Origin of the sequence: Pontibacter locisalis, from assembly GCF_042684605.1 — a bacterium.
In the GTDB taxonomy this organism is placed as follows: Bacteria; Bacteroidota; Bacteroidia; order Cytophagales; family Hymenobacteraceae; genus Pontibacter; species Pontibacter locisalis.
On sequence record NZ_JBHULU010000012.1, the window covers coordinates 128,651 to 145,818 of the forward strand.

Below are 17,168 nucleotides of genomic sequence, written 5' to 3' on the forward strand. Positions count from 1 at the left end.
ATAATACAGCAGTGTAGCCAAAGAGCCTAAAGCAGCAACCACATAAGTTAAAGCTGCCCATTTTAAAGCATCTTTTGCCATTCCGTGCTCCTGCTTTGTAACAATTCCACGCTGATCTATCCAGGCCAAGGCACGCTTACTGGCATCAAATTCTACCGGAAGCGTGACAAAGCTAAATAGCGTGGTAAGCCCGAATAAAGCAACACCGATGGCCAATGGCACTGGCGTCGCCTGAATCATCAGGATACCAATCAGAATGATCCACTGCATATACCTGGAAGCAATGCTTAGAGCCGGCACCATAGCGGAACGAAACTTCAAAAACGCATACGCTTTAGCATGCTGCACAGCATGACCGCATTCGTGGGCAGCAACGGCAGCGGCGGCGGCACTACGTGCCTCGTACACATACTCACTAAGGTTTACTGTTTTATCCGAAGGATTATAGTGGTCTGTTAAACGGCCTGCTACCGACATTACTTTTACATCCGTAATCCCATTGTCATGCAGCATCATTTCTGCCACTTCACGCCCGCTAAGGCCTGAGCTAAGCGGTGTTTGAGAGTACTCTTTAAACTTGCTTTTTAAGCGGGCACTAACACCCATGCTTATTAGCATAAAGGCTATACCTATTATATATATTCCTATCATGGCTTTTTTTACTAAGCTTTATTCAGGGTTTTTCTGAGTTGATTCTATTTTCCTAACAATGTTTGTAGTAGAATAACCTTTAACAAGCGGTACGGTTTTAACCTCACCGCCTTTGGCCATTACTATTTCGTGCCCGACAATCTGTTCTACGCTGTAATCGTCTCCTTTTACAAGAATATCCGGCTGCACCATTTTAATTAGCTCCAGCGGCGTATTTTCATTGAAGAGCACTACAGCATCTATATACAAAAGAGATGCCATAACTCTGGCGCGTGACATTTCGTCCTGCAACGGGCGGCTCGGTCCCTTTATACGGCTGATAGAAGCATCTGTATTAAGACCAAGCACCAATTTATCGCCAAGTTGTCTTGCTTTCTCCAGGTAGTCCACATGGCCCAGGTGTAGCAGGTCGAAACAGCCGTTCGTGAAGACTATTTTTTGCCCTTGTGCCCTCCACTCGTTAAGCTGCTCCTGCAGCTGCGGTAAGGCAAGTATTTTATCGCTTGAGTTCATGAGTTGACGTGTTTACCTCTGCGGCCCGTTGATTAACAGTTCTTCGGCGGTGCACCATACTTGCAACAAAACTAACTACTCCCATTAAAACGACCAGCAGTGTTTGAGAAGTATGCACCAGCAAGGCATAGGCCATACCCTCTTCTTTAGGCACTCCATATAAAAGCAGTGTAGCCTGCACCAGCAAATGATAAACTCCTACACCACCCTGTACTGGTGCTGCCATGCCCAGTGTTCCTATTACAAGAATAGATAAACCTGCGCCCCAACCAAGATCACTTGTTGCCGGCAATGCAAAGAAAACCACGACACTCATGCAGTAGTACATTAGCCAGACAAACAACGTATGCCCCCAGAACACTGCCTGGTTTTCTAGCTTGGTTATGCTGAATACTCCTTTAAGCATCCCTTTGAAAAATTCAACAGCTTTGCTAAAGTAGGAGCTCTTGCGTAATCGGCTAAGGTATCGGAGTATAACAAAAATAATAACAACGGTAGCTCCAAGAAAAACCCACAGCACCCAATAAAGAGAAGCCAGCACCTGCTCCAGGTTAGTAAACTTATCTGATAAAAGATCCAGGAAAAAGCCTTGTATCCGTTCAAACTCAACCAGAAAAGCAACACCTATTGCCAGCAGAAGCATCAGCATATCAATAAAGCGCTCTGCAATCACGGTGCCGAACCCGGTATTTACAGGCACACCATCGGTTCGTTTAAGCATGCTGCACCGTACCACCTCTCCCATGCGCGGAAGCACCAGGTTAGCCAGATAGCCAACCATCATGGCACGGTAAGTATTTAAAATGGAGGGATCATAACCAGTTGGCTTAATTTGCATATGCCACCTGAAAGCCCGGCTTATATAAGCCACTACTCCCATTACGAGAGAAACTCCAACCCAGAAGTAATTGGCGTTTCTGAGTTCTGCCCACATTCTCTGAAAATCCAGTTCTTTGAGTGCGTACCACATCAAAAAAACGGATATGCCTAACAGCAGCACATATTTCAGAACCGAGAGCAATTTTTTCATACAGCAGTACTACACCAGGCGGTTATGCTGGTCCGGGAACACTAGTGTAGGTGTGTGGTTTTTAGCATCTTCAAACTTAATGCTACAATAAGAAATAACGATTACGATATCACCTACCTGTACCTTGCGGGCTGCAGGGCCATTCAGGCAAACGGTACCGGTGCCACGCTCTCCCTTAATTACGTATGTTTCGAATCGTTCACCGTTGTTGATGTTAACGATCTGAACTTTTTCATTCTCCACAACATTGGCGGCGTCCATCAGATCTTCGTCAATCGTGATGCTGCCTACATAGTGTAGCTCAGCCTGTGTTACCTTGCAACGGTGGATTTTGGATTTTAAAACCTCAATATACATGGTTTGTCTTGTAATAAAGCGCAAAGTTAGACAATTGCCAGCAGATTAACTACCAATGACCCACTGCCTGTCCTATACTTTGGCCAACAAGTTACTCTTCTTTTAAATTCACCAGTAAATTGTCGATCAGGCGAACAGGTCCTACAAAGGCAGCGATGCAAAGCGCCACTTCCTGCACCTCTGATAAATCCTGAACAGGCTGCAGGGTGTTTACATCGGCAACCTCAAAGTACTCGAGTTCTACCTGGTCCTGTTGATTTAAGTAATTCCGAATGTCTTCTTTGATAGCCGCTACAGCTTTTTGCCCCAACTGCCCCCTGGCCATTTGCAAAGCGTTGTACAGATTTGCCGCGATTTGCCGCTGCTCAACATTCAAGCGTTTGTTTCTAGATGACATAGCCAGTCCATCCTCTTCGCGAATGGTAGGATAGCAAACCAACTCCAGATCGAAACTCAATGCCTGCACCAGTTGCCTGACAATTGTTACCTGCTGTAAGTCTTTCTGCCCAAAGTAGGCTTTGTGCGGCTGCACAAAATGAAAAAGCTTACTCACCACAGTTGCGACTCCATTAAAATGGCCAGGCCTGTGTTCTCCCTCCATCACAGCCTCCAATGGTCCGAAACTAAATTGAAGCAGCGGCTGTTGTGGATATACCTCCTCGGCACCTGGAGCAAAGAGATAGTCGCAGTTTACAGTTTTCAGCAACTCGACATCCTGTTCTAAAGTGCGGGGATAGAGTTTGTAATCATCCGGATTGTTGAATTGAGTGGGGTTAACAAAAATACTGCAGATCGTTACGTCGTTCTCCTGGGCAGAGGCACGTAATAATTGCAGGTGCCCCTCATGCAAAGCACCCATTGTGGGCACAAAGCCAATGCGCTTGCCACCACATCGTAGTGCCTGCACCTTTTCACGGATGGTGCTAACCTGCTTTATTACTTCCATTTGATGGTATGCTTAAATACTACCTGCTAAAGGCCGGCAAATGTAAGTTATAACGCATAAAATTGAAAATTAGAATAAAAAATGCTAATTTTGCACGTCCCATTACTGTTGCTTATTAATTTTTAACTACATATCATGTCTAAATTGCGAATCCTTTACGCTGCCACCGAGATTAATCCTTTCTTACAGACCACTAAAGTAGCTGAGTTTTTACAAACACTACCACAGGGAATGCAGGAGCGGGGAATGGAGATCAGAATTTTTGTTCCGCGGTTCGGCCTAATTAATGAGCGCAAGAATCGTTTGCATGAGGTGGTTCGCCTGTCTGGAATCAACATCGCTGTAGGCGAAGATGAAAAACCCCTGGTAATAAAGGTTGCTTCTATTCCTAATGCAAAATTACAGGTATATTTTATCGACAATGAAGACTATTTCCACAGAAAGTCCGTTTTCGTTGACAAGAATAATAAATTCCACCAGGATAATGATGAGCGCGCTATCTTTTTCTGCAAGGGCGTACTTGAAACAGTGAAAAAACTTGGATGGGCACCTGATATTGTACACTGCAACGACTGGATGACTGGTTTGATACCAATGTATTTAAAGACGACTTACAAAAAAGATCCTATTTTCAAGGATTCAAAGTCTATGTTTACGGTGTACAACCATAACTACAAGCACAAATTCAATGGTGACCTTCTTGAAAAGGTGAAGATGCTGGATATTGATGACAGTATGCTGGAGAATCTAAAATCAGCAGACCTTGACAGCTTCCTGAAGATTGGTATGGAATATGCTGATTCTGTAATCAAAACAAATGAAAATTTCAGTGAGAATATTGACGCGCTTTTCAATGAATTTATGCAAACCAAAAGCATAAGCACTGTTAGCGCCGATGACACCCTGTTAGACTCTTACTATAACCTGTATAATGAACTTAGCCGTTAGAAGATTTTTATTATTCTTCTTTTCCATCGCCACCCTTGCATCTTGTGAAGACCCTACAGATATCGGTATTGATCTGCAGGATGAAAATCAAATAGGCACAAATTTTACAGACACCATTTCCATCAATACTGGTACTGTACTTTTAACTGACTCTACCCTGTCTTTTAAAGTGCCCCCGGCACAGGCAGGTATATTGGCAGACCCAGTATTAGGTACCCTGAAGGCGACTACTTTTACAGAAGTGAGCTTAGGAGGAATGGACGTAAAATTTGGTGAAAACCCGGTTGCAGATTCATTAGTCCTTACCTTGGACTACAGCCAGATATTTGGAGACAAAACAAAGCCTCTGACACTTAACGTGTACCGTTTAACAGAAGGCTTTGACGAAAAGTCGTCTTATTTCACAAACTCTTCACTAGAAAAACAAGCTACACCGCTTGGTTCAGCCACGCTTGTGCCTAAAATCTTGGAGAAGAAGAAGTCATTTGCTGACTCAACAACAGCCGAGAGACTTGTGAAGATTCGCTTTAACCAAGACTTCGTGAACGAACTGGTGGCTCAGGCTGGCACTGGAAATCTGGTGACGCAGGAGACTTTTGAAAGTTTTCTGAAAGGTTTAGCGATTGCACCTGCAGGAGATCCCGCAAGCGTTCTAGCACTAAACCTGGCAGCTGACAGTACGAAACTAGTGCTGCACTATAAAAATGGTGCGGAGAAGAAAAAGCACATATTTAGGTTTGCTCATTCAGGGGCAATCAGCTATTTCACAAAGTTTGAGGGAAATCGTGCGGGCACAGCTGTGGCAGAGTTAGACCAGAATACTGAGTTTTTACCTGCCAGCCAGACAGGTGGAGAAAGCTACATACAGAACAATACCCAGCTGCTTACAAAGTTGATATTCCCTCACCTGGAGAAGTTTAAGGAAGAGAACAAGAACATTGTTATTAATAGAGCAGAATTGATCGTTCCTGTTAAGCCGGCCTCAACCTCTTTCTTACCAGCTCCACCGCAGTTGGTGCTCTATCAGACAAACAACACAAACCGGATTCTAAAAAACAGAAGTGGTAACCCTCTGGCAGTACAACAAAATAGAGTTGGCGCGTTGGAAAGCACAGCTTTTCCTTCACCACTTATTTACGATGCCAAGAGAGACAGATATACCATTGACATAACCTCTTACTTCCAGGCGATGCTTCTGGATAAGAAACCTAATGATGGTTTATTGTTAGCACCGGCTAATGTAGCTGCTTCTCAAAGTGGCTCCTTCCAAATTACTCCGGAAATAAGACCTTATAGAACTATAATAAGCAACACGCCGAGCAATAAGGTTAAGCTAGTAGTTTACTATTCAAAACTTAATTAGAAATCAGAAAATTTTGAGAAAATAGGTACCTTTGCGGGTACCTATTGTTTTTTATAAGAAGAAAAAATATGTGTGGAATTGTAGCATATGTGGGGCATAGAGAAGCTAGCCCGATTATTATAAAAGGTCTGAAACGGTTGGAGTACCGTGGCTATGACAGCGCCGGATTAGCTCTGATGAACGGTGGACTAAGCGTGTATAAGAAAAAAGGCAAAGTAGCTGAGCTTGAAGCTTTTATTGCAGACAAAGATACACATAGTACAATTGGAATGGGCCATACCCGTTGGGCAACACATGGAGAGCCAAATGATGTTAATGCGCACCCACACTATTCCAGCTCAAAGAACATCGCCATCATTCACAATGGCATCATAGAAAACTATGCATCTTTAAAAAAGCTCCTAATAGAGAAAGGTCATACTTTTGACTCAGATACAGACTCCGAGGTTTTTATCAATCTGATTGAGGATATCCGGATAAATAATAATTGCACCATGCCAGAGGCGGTTCGTCTGGCAATGCATGAAGTAGTAGGTGCTTACGCTATTGTGGTGTTGTCACAGGATAGCCCCAACCAGCTTATAGCTGCTCGTAAAGGAAGCCCATTAGTAGTAGGAGTAGGCAAAGGAGAGTATTTCTTAGCTTCTGACGCAACTCCTATTGTTGAATACACCAACGATGTAATTTACCTGAATGACTATGAGTTGGCTGTTATCAACAACGGTGAACTTGAGATAAGAACGAAGGAAGATGTAAAGCAGACACCTTATGTTCACCGCCTGGAGATGGCTCTGGAGTCGATAGAAAAAGGAGGTTACGAGCACTTCATGCTAAAGGAGATCTACGAGCAACCTCGTTCTATCTTAGACAGCATGCGTGGACGCATGATAGCAGAAAGCGGCCATTTGATGATGGGCGGAGTACGCGAGTATGAGAACAAGTTTGTAAATGCTGATCGTATCATCATTGTAGCTTGTGGCACATCCTGGCATGCAGGCTTGGTGGCAGAATACCTGATTGAGGACCTTGCACGCATACCTGTTGAAGTTGAGTATGCTTCGGAGTTCCGTTATAGAAACCCTATCATCACAGAGAAAGACATCGTAATCGCTATTTCCCAGTCTGGTGAAACTGCTGATACACTTGCTGCGATAGAGCTTGCTAAGTCTAAAGGCGCTACTATTTTTGGTATTTGTAATGTGGTAGGCTCTTCTATTGCCCGTGCAACAGACGCAGGTGCTTATACCCATGCTGGTCCGGAAATTGGGGTGGCCAGTACAAAAGCATTCACAGCACAGGTAACGGTGCTTACCATTATTGCTATGATAATCGGCAGCAAGCGCGGCACTTTAGAAACAACTAGGGTACGCCAGCTGATTGCTGAATTAGAAAGTATCCCTGCCAAAGTAGAGGAAGCGCTAAAACTGAACGATCAAATCGTTGAAATTTCAAAAAAGTTTAAGGATGCCACTAACTTCCTGTACCTGGGCCGTGGATATAACTTCCCGGTTGCCCTGGAAGGTGCGCTAAAACTAAAGGAAATTTCTTACATACATGCAGAAGGCTATCCTGCTGCAGAAATGAAGCACGGTCCTATTGCTTTGATAGATGAGCAAATGCCAGTGGTAGTAATTGCCACGAAGGATAGCTCCTATGAAAAGATTGTATCGAATGTACAGGAGGTAAAAGCTCGTAAGGGTAAAGTTATCGCTATTGTAACAGAAGGTGATACTACTATACCTTCCATGGCAGATCATGTGATCGAAATACCAGAGACCAGTGAGCACCTGATGCCGCTTCTGTCTGTAATCCCATTACAGCTCCTCTCTTACCACATTGCTGTCATGCGAGGCTGTAATGTTGATCAGCCACGTAATTTGGCTAAATCTGTAACAGTAGAATAGTAATTCAAAAACTATTACAATAAAAAAGGGAGCTATATCATCTCCCTTTTTTATTGTAATGCCCCCTACTGCATTTGGATTAAGCAGTTTCTCCTCTTAAAAACTTTGTCTTCAGCAGCGGGCATATCTTATACCTTTCATCCTTAGTATCTTCATAAACAGCATTTAATACCTGATAAACATTGGCGATGCCAATCTGCCGTGCCCATTCAAAAGGCCCTTTTGGATAGTTGGTACCAAGCTTCATTCCAAGATCAATATCTTCTACTTCTGCTGTTTTCTCCTGTAGCGTATAATACGCCTCATTGATGATCATGCAAATCATACGAGGTGTAACCAAACCTACTCTGTCATCTACTAATAAAAAATCAGTGCCTAGGGCTTTACATACTTCTTCTAATTTATCTTTATCGCTTTGGTTAAATAAGCTTACCTCCAGAACGGGACGGTTAAAAAGGGTAGGCAATCCATTAAAGCCAATAAGGGTTACGGACTCTTCAAGATTATTCCTACTAACTAGATCAGCTAACTGTACGGTAGCGGCATTACAAAACACAACCTGATTTGGGGCATATAAGCTTAGCCTCTCCGGCTGCTCATGCAACAAAAAATCAAAAACGACATCAGAAGGCTTTAGTTGCTCATCCAGAAGACTATGAGTCTGTAAAAAAGTATAAGTTATACCTTCTTTTCCTTCAGGAAACTTATGCTTGAATTCGGTGGCCATTTCTGGTCCGGACAAAACAACTATATGCATATTTCTGTACTTTTGAAGTAAATATACACATTTTAAAGAATCTACTATGGCACATACAATCATCAACGCTACAAAAGCACCTGCTCCTATTGGTCCATATAGCCAGGCTACCTTGGCAAACGGCACCCTCTATGTATCCGGCCAAATAGCATTAGATGCAGAAACCGGTAACCTTGTGAACGACAGCATCGAAAGCGAAACACACAAAGTAATGCAGAACCTGAAAGCCATACTCGAAGAGGCTGGAATGAACTTCAGCAATGTTTTAAAGTGTACAATCTTCGTGAAGGACTTAAACAACTTTGGCAGGATCAATGAAACCTATGGTAGCTACTTTACAAGCAATCCACCAGCCCGCGAAACTGTAGAAGTTAGTCGTTTACCTAAAGATGTGAACGTGGAGATTTCTTGTATTGCAATTAAATAAGCACAGCCTTAACAAGAAGAAGTCAGCAGAAATAAGATTAAAAATCTCTTGTGCCTGCTGATACCTTCTTGTTATTTCAGAACATCTAAAAAGCATCATCAGATATTAGCTCCCTCCTCCTTTTCTCCTTCATTAGTTATCTCTGGCTCTTCTTCCAAATCACCGTATACTTCTTTCTCATGTTTGCCGGGCTCGGCATTTACGGCAGAGTTGCCTACTTCGACTTCCTGCCGGATTACCCGCACCGCATACTCAGCTGGGTAAATGTTAAAGCCATACTTACGGGAGTAAACAAACGTAAAAACGGCACCAAAGAAAATGATTTGAGAGGTAAAAAACACCCAGGTAAGTATCACCACTATTGAGCCAGCCGCTCCATATACTGATCCCACATCATTCTTACCTAAATAAAACCCGATGAGGCCTCGAAACAGGACAAACAGCAAAGAAGTTACGAAAGCCCCTACCCCCACATCCCGCCACTTGATTTTGGCATCCGGCAAAAATTTATAAATGCAGGCAAACAGGAAAGACATCAAAAGGAAAGCAGAAAGAAAATTACCTACATGCAGCACATAAATTACCCAACCGGAGAACCGGGCGGTAAGAAAATCACCAATGGCAACCAATATTGTGTTCGCCAACAAGGAGAGAAGCAGGACAATGGCAATAGCTAAGATCATTCCAAAGGACAGAACTCTATCCAGCACCAGTTTCAGGTAACCTCGCTTAGGCACAGGCTTCACATACCATATTTCATTTAAGGAACTTTGTAAAGAGATAAAAACACCAGTTGCTGCCAGAAATAAGGCAGCAACGCCTAATATGGCAGCTATATTAAAAGAGCCAAACTCATTCACGTTCTCTACCATTTTCTGAACAGAGTAGGCTCCCTCCGAACCAATCAGCTCTTTTATGTGAAAGTATATTTCCCCGGATACAGCTTGCTCTCCAAAAAAGTAACCTGCTGCGCTGATAATGATAATCAGCATCGGGGGGAGTGAAAAAATAGTATAGTAAGCCAAAGCGGCTCCTTTTTGGAAAGAGTTATTATCTATAAATTCTAAGTAAGTTTCCTTTAACAGGCCCCAAGCGTTCCATAATCGGTTCCGTACCATTGTGAGCGGCTTTTGTGTCTTTATAAGCAGATACGCAAATATCTGATTATGTTTATAATATGTGAGCTGTGCTTCAAAAAACACAATCCCTTTAAACCTAAACAGGCTGTTGCTAATACTGTTACCGAATCGACAGTTAATTTTGTACCTTTGTGCCAAATTGAAAGATCTGAATCAGACAAAATAAATGGAAAGAGAAGTTAGAGTACGCTTTGCCCCAAGCCCGACAGGGCCTCTCCATATTGGTGGTGTGCGTACCGCCCTTTACAATTTTTTACTTGCCCGTAAAACAGGCGGTAAAATGATTTTACGCATCGAGGACACAGATCAGAACCGTTTTGTGCCGGGTGCAGAAGATTATATCCGTGAGTCGCTGGAGTGGTGCGGTATTGAACTGGATGAAAGCCCGTGGAAAGGTGGCCCTTACGCACCTTACCGCCAGTCAGAGCGCAAACCAATGTATATGCAGTACGCCCTTCAGCTTATTGAGAGTGGCCATGCCTACTATGCTTTCGATACTGCTGAGGAATTGGAGGAAATGCGTGAGCGTTTGAAGGCTGCCAAAGTCGCTACGCCACAGTATAACTCCATCACGCGCATGACGATGAAAAACTCACTTACCTTACCTGAGGATGAAGTGAAGAAGCGCCTGGAGTCTGGAGATCCTTACGTGATTCGTTTAAAGGTACCCCGCAAGGAGGAAGTACGCCTGAAAGACATGATTCGTGGATGGGTAATGGTACATTCTTCTGCCATTGATGATAAGGTGTTAATGAAGTCAGATGGTATGCCAACGTACCACCTGGCAAATATTGTGGATGACCACCTGATGAAGATCACGCACGTTATCCGCGGAGAGGAATGGTTGCCATCTGCACCGCTGCACGTGTTGTTGTACCGATATTTAGGCTGGGAAGATACCATGCCTGAGTTTGCGCACCTGCCTTTATTGTTAAAGCCAGATGGAAATGGCAAGCTGAGTAAGCGTGATGGCGACAAACTAGGCTTCCCGGTATTCCCGCTTCGCTGGACAGATCCGAACACAGGCGAGGTTTCCTCAGGTTACCGTGAGAGCGGCTATCTGCCAGAGGCCTTCACTAACTTCCTGGCATTTTTGGGATGGAATCCTGGTACCCAGCAAGAGCTCTTCTCTATGGATGAGCTTATTCAGGAGTTCTCGGTAGAGCGTATCGGTAAGTCTGGGACTCGTTTCGACATTCAGAAGGCACGTTGGTTTAACGAGCAGTACCTGCGCGCGAAGCCAGATAGCGAGCTGGCTGGTTACCTGATGAAGGCTTTAGAGGAGCACGGCATTACGACAACTCCGGAGAAAGCAGAGAAAATTGCAGGCCTGATGAAGGAGCGTGTAAGCTTTCCGCAGGACTTCTGGAAAGAGGCGGAGTATTTCTTCGTGGCCCCTACAGAATATAGTGAGAAAGTAGCCTCTAAAAAGTGGAACAGCCAGTCTGTTGCCGTTTTCGAAGACTTTAAAAATGAATTATCTTCGCTGGACAACTTCAACGCTGATACCGTAAAAGACCTTTTAGTTTCTATACTGGAGCGCCATGGTATGAAGATCGGCCAGGTAATGCAGGCACTGCGTCTTGCTGTGACGGGTGCAGAAGCAGGTCCGGACCTAATGCAGATCATTGAAGTGATTGGACGTGAAGAAACTGCTACTCGCATAGAGACTGCTATTGAGAAGCTAAACCAGTACGCTGCGGCATAAACATAGCTTTAAGAAGTATAAAGAACAGGAAGGCTAACCATTCAGGTTAGCCTTTTTTATTTGTGCTCTTTGCAGCCAATCTGCAACAATTTAGCCGCAAGTGCTTATACATCAGAAAGTATAAACGCAAAAATCATGGCTAAGAATAAAAAAGAAAGCAAAAGCAGTAAGAAGAAATCACGTGTACATAAAGATCTGGAAGGCTTTGAAATTAAGGTAAATGAGCACGGAGAGATAATTTCAAACTACAGCATCGACAAGATTAATGAGTTCCTGAACAAGAATGTGGACGATAAAAAGCTAATGAAGCGAGATGCAGCAGAAAAAGCAAAACGAGAAGAAGAGGAATACCACATTGAAGAGGGCGAAGAAGTAGAAGAGACAGACGAAGACTTTGTACGCAACACCAAAGGTACTTCTGAGGAGGAGGAAGAAGACCTGCCCAAAGCACGCCGTCGCAAGAAAGAGGAAGAAGATGAGGATGAAGAAGATTAGCTATTACGTTTTAGGTATTGAACCTCTTAAAGTATATGCTTAAAAATTAATATTTCTGATATTATCTTTTATCTTGCTATTATTACTTATTAAACCATCCAACTATGAGAAACTCCCACGAGGTAGACTACAAGATTTTCGGGAACGACATCCAGGTACTGGAGATTGAATTAGACCCAAATGAAACAGTAATAGCCGAAGCCGGTGCCATGGTATACATGGAAGAAGGAATAGACTTTGAAGCTAAGATGGGCGATGGCTCTAATCCGAGTCAGGGCTTTTTTGGCAAGCTAGTGTCAGCAGGTAGCCGTTTAATTACTGGTGAGTCTCTGTTTATGACGCACTTTACACACCGGGGGCATGGCAAAAGCCGTGTGGCATTTTCGGCACCATATCCTGGTTCTATACTTCCCATAGACCTTAGCACTACCCGCAATAACTCGCTTATTACACAGAAAGATGCCTTCCTGGCTGCTGCACTGGGTACAAAGCTAAGTATTCATTTTAACCAGCGGTTAGGCTCTGGTTTCTTCGGCGGTGAGGGCTTTATCCTTCAGCGCATGCAGGGTGATGGCAGAGCTTTCATACATGCCGGCGGCACAGTTGTAGAAAAGCAATTAAATAATGAAGTTCTCCGGGTAGACACAGGTTGTGTTGTTGCTTTTGAGGAGGGAATAGATTTTAGTGTCCAACGTGCAGGTGGCTTAAAATCCATGATCTTTGGAGGTGAAGGAATATTTTTAGCAACCTTACGTGGTACAGGGCGGGTGTGGCTGCAGTCTATGCCTGTTAAGAAGCTTATTGAAGCGCTTATGCCTCGTGGTGAGAATGCTAAAAAAGAGGGTGGAATGTTCAGCAGCTTTATGGAGTAGACCACCGCTCCGTATCCGTTCATATTAACAAGTAATCTTTATATCTTCAGACAACCCTAAAAGATTATGACCTTAGGAATCAGAAACAAATGGAATGCTATAAGCAAAGTTTTAACTATTATCAACTTAACTTTATTTATGGTTCTTAATGGTCAAGGCTTTAATTATAAAGAAGTTCGTGATAAGAAGGTGCCTCTTCTAGTTAATGTGCTTCTGTTGATATTCCTAAGTTTAGGCCTGTTTGCTGCTATTTATCAATTAATGTAAGTCTTGCATCTAAAAAATTAGGCAAAGAACTTAAAAAGCTATGACCGCAGAAATCAGAAATATATGGCACTCTGTTAATAAGGTGCTGACTATTATTAACCTTATACTATTCGGGCTCGTGACGCTCAACATCGTTCGGTACAAAGAGATCCGGGACAAAAAGATTCCTGTTTTAGCCAATATTCTCTTGTTGTTATTCCTTGGATTAGGTTTGTATGCTGCGATATATAATTTGATATAAGCTCAGCATGGAAAAAGAAGTTTAGGCATTACGGCATTTGATGCTTTAAAACCAAAGCCCGGCAGTTAAAAGGTGCCGGGCTTTGGTTTTACAATTACAAAGACTACAGGAGTTAAATAGAATGACTCAGGAGAACATGGGCATTAAGAATGTCATTCTGATAGAAACGATAAGAACATAAATTTTCATTTTACCCTTACAACCCATTCACCTGCATTATCTCCTCCAGGTACTCCCGGTTATTGCTAAGGCGAGGAACCTTATTTTGACCGCCAAGTTTTCCTTTATGGCGCAACCAGTTAAGAAAAGTACCTTGTGGAGCAGCATGTACCAATGGCTTTTCCAGCGCAATATCGTTCTGCCGTTTAGCATCATAATCAGAATTTATCTCCCGCAGCGTATCGTCCAGTACCTGTGTAAAGCGTTGTAAGCTGCTTGGCTCTTTCTCAAACTCAATCAGCCATTCATGCCCTCCTCGCTTGTCGCTTTCCAAATAAATAGGAGCAGCCGTGAAATTAGAGATAATGGCATTGGTAGCATTACAAGCCTTCGTGATGGCTTCTTCTGCATTTTCAACAATAACTTCTTCGCCAAAGGCGTTGATGTAATGTTTCGTACGGCCGGATATCTTAATGCGATAGGGGCTAAGACTGGTAAATCGTATGGTGTCCCCGATCTTGTAGCGCCACAGGCCTGCATTTGTCGAAATTACCAGTGCGTAATTTTTACCTAACTCTACCTGATCCAATGTCAATGTTTTAGGCTGCTCTTCATCAAACTGATCTATAGGTATAAATTCATAGTACACACCATAGTCCAGCATAAGCAGCATCTCATCTTCAGTTCCCAATTGATCCTGTATTCCAAAGAATCCTTCTGAGGCATTGTAAACCTCCAGGTAATTCATTTTAGTAGATGGAATAATATCGCGGAACAACTGGCGGTATGGCCCAAAGGCAACGGCACCGTGGGTAAATAACTCCAGGTTAGGCCATACTTCCAATATATTTTTCTTACCGGTTACCTCTAAAATACGCTTCAGCAACACGTAGGTCCAGGTAGGAACGCCGCTCAGGCTGGTAACATTCTCCGGCACAGTTACCTCTACCATTTTCTCTATCTTCTCCTCCCACTTATCCATAAGCGCTATTTTTAGTGGAGGAGTGCGAATGGCCTCAGCCCAGATTGGCAGGTTCTGCATAATTACTGCCGAAACGTCTCCGCATGAAATCTTTGGATTTAATTCGCTGGGCCTGTGGCTACCACCTATAGAGAGCCCTTTACCTGTGAAAAGCTTCGTCTCGGGATACAGATTTACATATAGGGAAAGCATGTCTTTCCCACCTTTGTAATGACAGTCCTCTAATGACTCAGGGCTAACAGGAATGTACTTGCTACGGGCGTTGGTTGTGCCCGATGACTTAGCAAACCAATCTATTTTGGTAGGCCACAACACATTTTGCTCGCCTTTTAACACGCGCTCGATAGATGGGTACAGCTCCTCATAGGTACTGATCGGCACACGCTCCCGGAATTTATCTACTGATAAGCCTTCTCCATAGCCATACTTCTTCCCCCACTCTGTGTTTTTGGCTTTACTTATCAATCCTTTGAAAAGCTCTTGCTGCACTTCATGGGGATATTTACGAAACAGATCAATATCATCAATCCGCTTCTTCATTACCCACGTCACTATCGAGTTTAATATTTCCAAGGTTCAATGGCTAAATGACACAACGAGCTTTTTCCAGCAAAGCTTCAATGCACTTTGACTTGTAAGATAAACAGTAGTTTTAGATTTTCCGCTTTAGCTCAAAGTGCTTACCTAAATATACACGGCGCACTTGTTCGTCAGCAGCCAACTCCTCAGCAGTACCGGCTTTTAATATCTTACCTTCAAACAACAGATAAGCGCGATCTGTAATGGAGAGTGTTTCGTTTACGTTATGGTCAGTGATAAGTATCCCTATGTTCTTGCTCTTCAACTTAGCAACTATACTTTGAATCTCTTCTACGGCAATAGGGTCTACGCCAGCAAAAGGCTCATCAAGTAACACAAATTTAGGATCAACAGCCAGAGCCCGTGCTATCTCCGTACGACGACGCTCACCACCTGATAACACGATGCCTTTGTTCTGCCGTACGTGGTTCAGAGAAAATTCTTCTAAAAGTTCCTCCACTTTGTCACGCTGTGCCTGCTTTGGCATATCTGTCATTTCAAGCACTGACAAGATATTTTCCTCCACAGTTAGCTGCCTGAAAACAGAAGGCTCCTGTGCAAGGTAACCCACTCCCCGCTTCGCACGCTGATACATGGGCAAGCTTGTTATATCTTCTTTATCTAAGAAGATTTTTCCTTCATTAGGTTTCACTAAGCCTACAATCATGTAAAAGGATGTTGTTTTACCAGCTCCATTTGGCCCCAGCAAACCAACTATCTCTCCTTGGTTTACCTCCACGCTCACATCGTTTACAACAGTGCGTGACTTGTATTTTTTGATCAGGTTTTCTGCTCTCAGTATCATCGCCGCTAAATTACACATAATGCCTGCATCCTGCAACGTACATCTCTCAGGCTCCGGTTCTTAACTTCAGGTGCTTATATTAAGAATTTACTATTAACATATAATTAATAATATGTATAAACCTTATAATGAGAACTTGTGTAAATCAATATAAGTGCATAATTTAATACCTCGCTTACAGTTACTACCGACCTTATGTCTTTTACTTTACTCATATCTGCCAGTCATAAACTTGCTCTAACAGGCTTTCTTTTATTGGCCAGTTACACAAGTTTTTCAACCGGCACAACACCAGCCACACCTGCTAACAATGAACCTAAAATAGCTACCAATAGCAGCAGCTCAACGCTGAAAGGTATAGATGTTTCGAGGTGGCAAAAGGAGGTGGACTGGTCACTGGTAAAAGAGTCTGACGTAACTTTTGCTTTTGTAAAGGCAACGCAGGGAGATTACAGGTTAGACCCTTTCTTTGCAAGAAACTGGGAGGAGTCTAAAAGACATGGCATCAAGCGGGGCGCTTATCATTTCTTTAAGCCCGAGGCTCCCGTACAAGGCCAAATCGATATTTTTATCAATACAGTTACGATGGAACCTGGGGATTTACCACCTGTTCTGGATGTAGAAGTATCAGACCCCAAAGTAAGTGCCGAGCAACTCCGCAGAAGTATAAAAACATGGCTCGAGGCCGTTACAGCACATTATGGTGTTAAGCCAATCATTTATACCAGCCAGAATTATTACCGCCGTTACTTAATGGGCCATTTTACTGATTATCACTTTTGGATTGCACGCTATAGCGCAATTAAACCCGAGGTGCACCACACCGACAGTTGGATGTTCTGGCAGTATACCGACAGGGGAAGCGTTAGCGGAATAAATTCCGCAGTAGATATTAACTTCTTCGCCGGCGACTTTGAAACACTTGCACAGCTTTGCCTGCCTGTAAATACTAACCCCAAAGAGAGTCCTTTACAGCAGCTAAAGCACATGTATCCCCGCCCTTAAACAAACTACTATAAACCCCA

The 17,168-nt window shown here is 43.3% G+C and carries 18 protein-coding genes; 9 read left to right on the top strand and 9 right to left on the bottom strand.

The features are described 5' to 3' along the window. The 5 genes from ACFSRY_RS08620 to panC all read right to left on the bottom strand — a co-directional run. A partial coding sequence (locus ACFSRY_RS08620; RefSeq protein ID WP_377505461.1) for a zinc metallopeptidase occupies positions 1 to 651 on the bottom strand: 651 nt, incomplete at its 3' end. An 18-nt stretch (positions 652 to 669) separates the two neighbouring features. Continuing rightward, on the bottom strand, positions 670 to 1,164 hold the full coding sequence (gene rfaE2 / locus ACFSRY_RS08625; protein WP_377505464.1) for a D-glycero-beta-D-manno-heptose 1-phosphate adenylyltransferase: 495 nt from the start codon (positions 1,162 to 1,164) through the stop codon (positions 670 to 672). Continuing rightward, the gene (locus tag ACFSRY_RS08630; protein WP_377505467.1) at positions 1,148 to 2,194 is read right to left on the bottom strand and encodes a lysylphosphatidylglycerol synthase transmembrane domain-containing protein; all 1,047 of its coding nucleotides are present in this window, start codon (positions 2,192 to 2,194) and stop codon (positions 1,148 to 1,150) included. Before ACFSRY_RS08630 ends, rfaE2 begins: the two co-directional genes overlap by 17 nt. 9 nt (positions 2,195 to 2,203) lie before the next feature. After that, positions 2,204 to 2,551 (bottom strand): aspartate 1-decarboxylase, encoded by a 348-nt coding sequence (gene panD / locus ACFSRY_RS08635; RefSeq protein WP_187068220.1) that lies wholly within the window; start codon positions 2,549 to 2,551, stop codon positions 2,204 to 2,206. 91 nt (positions 2,552 to 2,642) lie between these two features. After that, positions 2,643 to 3,497: a pantoate--beta-alanine ligase gene (panC, locus tag ACFSRY_RS08640; RefSeq protein WP_377505471.1), complete on the bottom strand. Its 855-nt coding sequence runs from the start codon at positions 3,495 to 3,497 to the stop codon at positions 2,643 to 2,645. A 135-nt stretch (positions 3,498 to 3,632) separates the two neighbouring features. On the opposite strand from panC, the gene ACFSRY_RS08645 reads away from it, so the two are divergent. The 3 genes from ACFSRY_RS08645 to glmS all read left to right on the top strand — a co-directional run bounded on the left by ACFSRY_RS08645 (position 3,633) and on the right by glmS (position 7,712). Then, positions 3,633 to 4,445: a glycogen/starch synthase gene (locus tag ACFSRY_RS08645; protein ID WP_377505474.1), complete on the top strand. Its 813-nt coding sequence runs from the start codon at positions 3,633 to 3,635 to the stop codon at positions 4,443 to 4,445. Next, positions 4,429 to 5,808: a DUF4270 family protein gene (locus ACFSRY_RS08650; RefSeq protein ID WP_377505477.1), complete on the top strand. Its 1,380-nt coding sequence runs from the start codon at positions 4,429 to 4,431 to the stop codon at positions 5,806 to 5,808. The genes ACFSRY_RS08645 and ACFSRY_RS08650 overlap by 17 nt, the downstream gene beginning before the upstream one ends. 68 nt (positions 5,809 to 5,876) lie before the next feature. Next, the gene (glmS, locus tag ACFSRY_RS08655; RefSeq protein WP_377505480.1) at positions 5,877 to 7,712 is read left to right on the top strand and encodes a glutamine--fructose-6-phosphate transaminase (isomerizing); all 1,836 of its coding nucleotides are present in this window, start codon (positions 5,877 to 5,879) and stop codon (positions 7,710 to 7,712) included. 79 nt (positions 7,713 to 7,791) lie between these two features. Here glmS and ACFSRY_RS08660 read toward each other — a convergent pair whose 3' ends face one another. Beyond that, the gene (locus ACFSRY_RS08660) at positions 7,792 to 8,469 is read right to left on the bottom strand and encodes a 3-hydroxyacyl-CoA dehydrogenase family protein (RefSeq protein WP_377505483.1); all 678 of its coding nucleotides are present in this window, start codon (positions 8,467 to 8,469) and stop codon (positions 7,792 to 7,794) included. A gap of 46 nt (positions 8,470 to 8,515) precedes the next feature. Here ACFSRY_RS08660 and ACFSRY_RS08665 point away from each other — a divergent pair, with 46 nt between their 5' ends. Beyond that, entirely contained in the window at positions 8,516 to 8,896 is a 381-nt protein-coding gene (locus tag ACFSRY_RS08665) for a RidA family protein (RefSeq protein ID WP_377505486.1), read from the top strand. A 98-nt stretch (positions 8,897 to 8,994) separates the two neighbouring features. Here the strand turns inward: ACFSRY_RS08665 and ACFSRY_RS08670 are convergent, their stop codons facing one another. Continuing rightward, entirely contained in the window at positions 8,995 to 10,014 is a 1,020-nt protein-coding gene (locus tag ACFSRY_RS08670; RefSeq protein ID WP_377505489.1) for a YihY/virulence factor BrkB family protein, read from the bottom strand. A gap of 187 nt (positions 10,015 to 10,201) precedes the next feature. Between ACFSRY_RS08670 and gltX the strand changes: the two genes are divergently transcribed. From gltX to ACFSRY_RS08690, 4 genes are all read left to right on the top strand, one after another. Next, positions 10,202 to 11,743, top strand: coding sequence for a glutamate--tRNA ligase (gltX, locus tag ACFSRY_RS08675; protein WP_377505492.1), 1,542 nt, complete (start codon positions 10,202 to 10,204; stop codon positions 11,741 to 11,743). Between the two features lie 135 nt (positions 11,744 to 11,878). After that, positions 11,879 to 12,238: a hypothetical protein gene (locus tag ACFSRY_RS08680; RefSeq protein ID WP_377505495.1), complete on the top strand. Its 360-nt coding sequence runs from the start codon at positions 11,879 to 11,881 to the stop codon at positions 12,236 to 12,238. Positions 12,239 to 12,342: 104 nt separating this feature from the next. Continuing rightward, positions 12,343 to 13,110: a TIGR00266 family protein gene (locus ACFSRY_RS08685; RefSeq protein WP_377505498.1), complete on the top strand. Its 768-nt coding sequence runs from the start codon at positions 12,343 to 12,345 to the stop codon at positions 13,108 to 13,110. Positions 13,111 to 13,417: 307 nt separating this feature from the next. Next, positions 13,418 to 13,618, top strand: a complete 201-nt coding sequence (locus ACFSRY_RS08690; protein ID WP_377505501.1) for a hypothetical protein — start codon at positions 13,418 to 13,420, stop codon at positions 13,616 to 13,618. Between the two features lie 196 nt (positions 13,619 to 13,814). On the opposite strand, the gene ACFSRY_RS08695 is transcribed toward ACFSRY_RS08690, so the two are convergent. Both ACFSRY_RS08695 and lptB read right to left on the bottom strand, forming a co-directional pair. Next, the gene (locus ACFSRY_RS08695; RefSeq protein ID WP_377506196.1) at positions 13,815 to 15,299 is read right to left on the bottom strand and encodes a GH3 auxin-responsive promoter family protein; all 1,485 of its coding nucleotides are present in this window, start codon (positions 15,297 to 15,299) and stop codon (positions 13,815 to 13,817) included. A 112-nt stretch (positions 15,300 to 15,411) separates the two neighbouring features. Next, on the bottom strand, positions 15,412 to 16,143 hold the full coding sequence (lptB, locus tag ACFSRY_RS08700; RefSeq protein WP_377505504.1) for an LPS export ABC transporter ATP-binding protein: 732 nt from the start codon (positions 16,141 to 16,143) through the stop codon (positions 15,412 to 15,414). A gap of 195 nt (positions 16,144 to 16,338) precedes the next feature. Here lptB and ACFSRY_RS08705 point away from each other — a divergent pair, with 195 nt between their 5' ends. After that, positions 16,339 to 17,148: a glycoside hydrolase family 25 protein gene (locus tag ACFSRY_RS08705; protein WP_377505507.1), complete on the top strand. Its 810-nt coding sequence runs from the start codon at positions 16,339 to 16,341 to the stop codon at positions 17,146 to 17,148. Positions 17,149 to 17,168: the final 20 nt, after the last annotated feature.